A 6,217-nucleotide genomic window follows, 5' to 3' on the forward strand; every position below is an offset into this window, starting at 1 on the left:
CAGTTGACGTGCCATAACTCATCACCTCTCAACATTATCTTTATTCTATGCAACTTCATGTAAAATTGGTATAAGTGTTCTTGATTATTTGACCGTAGAGACACCGCGAGTGCTCATTGGTGTCAACTTAACGTTAAACAGGTAGCCCGACAGTCCGACAGGGAATGAATTCCCTGCCTCAAAGCTAAAGTCCTCTCCAGAGGACTGAGAAGAAAATTTTTTAAACTCATGAGTCCTCTTCAGAGGACTTTAGCTATTAGACAGGGGTTTCAACCCCTGGCGGACTGCCGGATAGGCGGGAGGACTGATAAACTAAAAGCTTAAGTTGACACGACGAAAGGCAGTGCCGTGTTCTCGGTATCATTCCTCAACTAAATTCTTCCCTACTTACTTCTGTTTGATTACTACCAAAGTAATGTCATCAAATACTTTTTGTTCCCCGATGTATCGCCGCAGGTCGTCAATAACAGCTTGCTTGATTTCTGCTGCTGACTGTCCCCTGTGAAGGGCAATAACTTCAATCAATGGCTCGATACCGTACTGAGAGTCCTTCATATTAAAAGCTTCCGTAATTCCATCACTATAGAGTACGACAACATCCCCCGAATTTAACTGTATTTCAGTAGAAGCAATGAAATCGGCAATATCTGCTTCCAAGGCGATGGGAAAGCCTAAGTCCATGGTATCAATCCGCTCTACTTCGCCACTGGAACGCACGACAATCACCTCTTCGTGCTGTCCGCTCAAACGCAGGGTGTTGTCCCGATATTCCAGCAACGAAAGGCTCATATTTTTACCGGAATTCATGCGTTCTACGTTGTCAAAAAGCGTTTGGTTGACTGTCTGCAATAATTTAACTGGGTCGGTTTCATTGCGAACCAACAAAGTGCGAATTGCTGTTTGAGCCATAATCATTAACACGCCGCTTTCTAAACCGTGTCCTGTCACGTCGCCGATGCCTATTGTGCCTTTACCGCCGTGATTTAGTACGTCGTAGTAGTCGCCGCCAACTTCATCAGCCGGTTCCATGAATGCAGCAATTTCTAGCCCATCAATTGACTCTAATTCCTGCTGTTGAGGCAAAATCATTTGTTGCAGGCGGCGAGTTACATCTAGTTCGGCACTCATGCGAAGGTTTTCTACTTTGAGCCGTTCGTTCAAAGCCAATATTTCTGCATTAGCTTGGGCTAATTGTGCGGTGCGATCTTCTACTTTTTGCTCTAAAGTTCGGTTGTAATCTTCTAATTTTTCGTAGAGAGTTGCATTTTCAATCGAGATCGCAGCTTGAGCGGCAATGATTTTTAAAGTTTCGACTCTTTCCGAGGTAAATGCACCGATCGCCAAATTATTTTCTAAGTAGAGAATGCCACCTAGTTTGCCTTGATTGAGTAGGGGGGTGCAGAGGATCGATTTGGGCCCAGTTGCGGTAATGTAAGAATCCCCAGTAAATAGTCCTTCATCGGTGGCGTTATTTAATACTACATTTTCGTGGCTGCGAGCGACGTAGTTAACTATGGCGGTTGATAGCAGGGGAATTCCGGTGGCAGGATCTACAGAATCTACGGGAAGGGATTGCATAATGGTAATGCTCTCGGATTCTACTGCTGCTTCGGCTTCAATCGCCCAATTGCCGCCTTTATCCAGAATCAGAAAACCTTTTTGAGCGCCTGCGTTTTCAATTACAGTTTTCATCACCTGGTTTAACAATTGTTCTAGAACGATTTCACCGGAGATAGCTTGCGATGCTTTCATTACGGCGGCAAAATCCAGTGCTTCGCCGGAATTGCTACCAGTTGTGGTGATGGGATTGATGATATTATTTTCAGTATCTGTTCGGGTTGAACCAAGCGACTGAATGGCTAAAAACTGCGGGTATCGCCCTTCTAAATCTTTTACCTTAGCTATAGCCCCCCAGCGCTGATAAGCATAGTGGGCATCTTGCAGGTAGTGACGGGCAACATGATTTTGATTTCTGGCTAAATAAAACCTGCCTGCTAGTTCGTAGGCGAGGGCTTCTTCGTTGAGATATTCGTTTTCGCGGGCTAAGATGATGGCTTTATCGTAATATTCTCTGGCATCTTTATCGTTGCCTAATACGCGATCGCGTTCCGCTTCGACTAGATAGAATTTGTGCAGGTAATTCATGGGAGCCTGCTTTGCCCATGTTTCCATTTTTTCTTGTTTAGCAGCCACCTTTGTCAGGATTTCTGCTCTTTCTGTTTCTGAGGAATTAGGATAGAGCGCTAGTCGGGCTAACATATCATACAAATAGACAACAGGGAGAATAAAAAAGGAGCCTGCATTAGCTGAGTATTCTTCAAAGCGGTCTGCATTCTCCACAGCTTGCTGAAATTCCTCGAAAAGATAACAGAGGAGAACTTTAAGTGAATAAACCTGCATGAGCGCAGTGCGATCGCCACCTGCTTGATGAACGGGTATCATCTTTTGTTCGTCGTATACTTCACCAATCAAACAGCAGGGATTTTCTACTTGTTCCCCCAAGTTTAGGATCGCCTGCATAAAGATTTGACCCCAATAAATGTATGCTTCCTGTTGAGTTTGATAAGTAAATTCAAGGGCTTTCGCCATTTCTTTCTTGGCATCGATCAGCTCCACACCGCTGAGGTACAAAGCGTAAGCATAGCTAAGGGTAATACTAGCAGCATATTCAAGATCTCCTGTTTCTATCGCACATTGATAAGCTTCCATGCACAAAGAAGATGTGTCTTTGAGCGGTTCATTCCAATGCTTGATAAATGTCTTATATATTGCATAAATTCTTGCTTTAAATGTTCTATCTTTGAATCGATCCAGTAGCTTCAAAGCAAGTTGACTAAACTGATAGCCAGTGTCAAGCTCTCCTGACGAGCAGAGGATCATTCCGTAACCTACATACGGAAAAGCAGAGCCAGCAGAATTACCATACTGAATCGATAAATTTACCTGTCGGCACCAATTTAGCAAGCTCAGTTGATTAATTGCTATGAACGCAGGGCCAAATAAGTAGTTCATCACCCGCATAGCTGCTAGTTTATACGGGTCGGTCATTTGCGGTAAGTCGATTAGATTCTGGGCTTGCCTGCCCGCTAAAGCAGATTTTATCTGCTCCATCTCTTGTGCCAGATCGGATTGGTTCGGTCGTTGCGGTAATTCTACCCCTAATAATTTCAGAACTTCTAGCCCAATGTCGATCGCCTCTAGGAATTTAATTTGAGCGCAATAAGCTTGCATTTTGATTTCATAGACTTTTACTTTGTCTAACAGCGTTTTTGCTTTTTGCAAAACTACCCCAGATAAGCGCTCCATTTCATCGTAGTTAGCAATTGTATAAGCTGTTTCTGCTGCTTCTAAATACAAATCTAAGGTAAGGTTGTACTGCTGCGACCAACTCTTTTTATTTAACAAACTTAAGCCAATCTCAAGGTAATTGAAAGCTGGTTGACTAGCCGCTGAAGATTTGGCTTTTTTACCTGCCTGTAAGTTTAATTGAGCTAACTCGTATCGCTCTATTTGTTGATCTATCAGCGCTCGGCCTTTGTTCAACTGATTGACAATATCAAACAGCTTCTGTGCCACTTCTTCAGATGGTGTATTTTGAAGTAACAACCTGCCCACGCGCAGATGTACTGATTGTCTATCAGGTTCGGAGATGAGAGAGTAAACTGCTTGTTGAATGCGATCGTGAGCAAATTTGTATTCTGCAACTAACTGATCGGACAAACCTGCTACATTAAGTTCCGCCAACTGATAGGCATGGCTGAGGGGTATAACTAGACCGGATTGGAGTGCTGACCGTAAATCTGTTGCTGTTTCTTGGAGGGATTTTTCATAGATAATCGCCAGCGTTCTCAAGTCAAACTGATTCCCCACGCAAGCTGCTAATTTTAATACTGCCTGAGTTGCTGTCGGGAGTTTTTTTACATTTTTGCTCGTCAGATCTAAAACGTTATCTGTAATTGGTTGCGCTTTTATTTGTTCTAAGTCCCACTGCCATTTCTGAGATTCGTAGTTAAAATATAACCATGCTTCAGAATGCAGGGATTTTAAGAATTCATTGATAAAAAACGGATTACCACCAGTTTTTTGCTGGAGCAATTTGGCAAGTGGCTTAGCATTTTTTGATTCCGCAAAAAGCGTATCAACTAAAAGTTGCGTAATATCGGTTAAGGCTAAAGGTGTCAAAAATATTTTATTAATGGTTGTTACTTTTGCTTTGGCAATATTTTCCAAAATTTGAGTTAGCGGATGTGCTTCGCTTACTTCATTATCCCGATATGCACCAATTAGAAATAGATATTTATTATCGGCTACTGTCATCAACAGTTGAATTAATTCTAGCGAGGCTCTATCTGCCCACTGTAAGTCGTCTAAGAAAATTACTAAGGGATGTTCGAGTTGTGTGAATATATTAATAAATTTTTGCAAAACCCGATTAAAGCGATTTCTCTGTTCTGCTGGCGGGAGATCTGGTAGGGGTGGTTGGGAACCAATAATTAGTTCTACTTCAGGAATAACTTCAACGATTACCCCTCCAGCTTCCCCTAATTCCGCTTGTAACTTCTCTCGCCATTTGCTAATTTGGGTATCGCTTTCTGTTAGTAACTGCCGTACTAATGAACGAAATGCCTGAATTAAGGATGCGTAGGGAGTATCTCGTTGAAATTGGTCAAACTTACCCGAAATAAAATAACCGTGTTGGCGAGTCAGCGGCCTATATATCTCCTGGATTAATACTGTTTTTCCAATCCCAGAATATCCAGAAACCAGCATCATTTCACTGGTTCCTTGACTAACTCGCTCAAAAGCAGCTAATAAGGCAGAAATTTCCCGTTCTCGCCCGTACAGTTTTTGGGGAATTTGAAATCGATCGGAAATATTGTGCCCAGCGATTGGGAAAGGGTCAATTTGCTCTTTGCTCTGCCACTGTCTGAGACATTCTTGTAAATCTGCCTTTATTTGATATGCTGACAAGTAGCGTTCCTCAGCATTTTTTGCCATTAATTTCAACACGATCGCCGAAATAATAGGTGGAACTTCTGGTTTAATTTCGTGCGGTGGGGTAGGTTGTTTAGCAATATGACAATGGACTAATTCCAAAACATCATTCGTAGGGAAAGGTAACTGTCCGGTTAGTAATTCATAAAAAGTTATCCCCAGCGAGTAAAAATCAGTGCGGTAATCGATTGTTCGATTCATGCGACCTGTTTGTTCTGGCGAGATATAAGCCAGCGTTCCTTCTAATACGTTCGGGTTAAGAAAACTTGGGTTTTCTCGCGACAGGGTTGTAGAAATTCCAAAATCAATTAGCTTCAGCTTACCTGTCTGCTGATTTAAAACAATATTTGATGGGTTAATATCTTTATGAATGATGTGCTGCTGGTGAACCTGACCGAGAATGTCAACAATTTCAATGGCCAGATGGAGAAATTCAGCAATTGTAAATTGCTTCTTAGCGATTATATAATTGAGGGATTCGCCACCAAAATCTTCTAACGCAATTACCCACTGATATTCTAGGTTTTGGAAGCTGTAAACATCTATTACGCCTGGTAAGTTAATGTTTTGGGTTATTTCATACTCTCGCTTAAACCAGGCAATTTTTTCAGGTGAAGGATAGGATTCTTTGAGCATTTTGAGGATAACAGGCAGATTGTCTGTTTGCCGATATCCGCGATAGACTAAGGAGTTACTGCTCTCATGCAGTTTTTCAGTAATTTGGTAATTTTGCATAGTTAGGTTTTGAGGATAAAAAACCGCAACAAGTGCGGTTTGAGCTTATGAAATATCAATCCACTTTGTAAAAGTGTAGACAATGATGAGTAATTTAACTTCAATCCCACATCCTATTCAGAGTCAGGTTTGGGGTCTGGCGGTGGAGAAGGAGGAAAAGGGTCTGGATCTGGCAAGGGATCGGGGCCGGGATCGACGGCAGTAATAGCAAGCGGCACTCGTTCGTCTGCAAAGAGTGCGGCAATTTTAGCATTTTCACCACTCATCATTGCAATTTTTTCTGCTTCAGTTAAACCCACTTCGTCCATTAAGGAACTGGGGTTGTTGAGGAAAGCACTTTGTTTCTTGGGGTCAAGTGCTAAATCTGTTAATAAATCCAATAGGTTACTCATGGGATATTCTCCTAAATCTCTAATACCAATTTAATATGAAGCTGCATAGAATAAAGCTTCCAGAATGAAAGTGTAAGAAGATAGTGAACTCATTT

The 6,217-nt window shown here is 42.0% G+C and carries 2 protein-coding genes; both read right to left on the reverse strand.

The window, feature by feature from the left end; genetic code table 11:
• Positions 1 to 387: 387 nt before the first annotated feature.
• Positions 388 to 5,730, reverse strand: coding sequence for an AAA family ATPase (locus QUA71_RS28665; RefSeq protein WP_333290339.1), 5,343 nt, complete (start codon positions 5,728 to 5,730; stop codon positions 388 to 390).
• Positions 5,731 to 5,843: 113 nt separating this feature from the next.
• Positions 5,844 to 6,122: a hypothetical protein gene (locus QUA71_RS28670; RefSeq protein WP_333290341.1), complete on the reverse strand. Its 279-nt coding sequence runs from the start codon at positions 6,120 to 6,122 to the stop codon at positions 5,844 to 5,846.
• Positions 6,123 to 6,217 lie beyond the last annotated feature (95 nt).

Source organism: Microcoleus sp. MON1_C5, from assembly GCF_036701875.1.
GTDB lineage: Bacteria > Cyanobacteriota > Cyanobacteriia > Cyanobacteriales > Microcoleaceae > Microcoleus.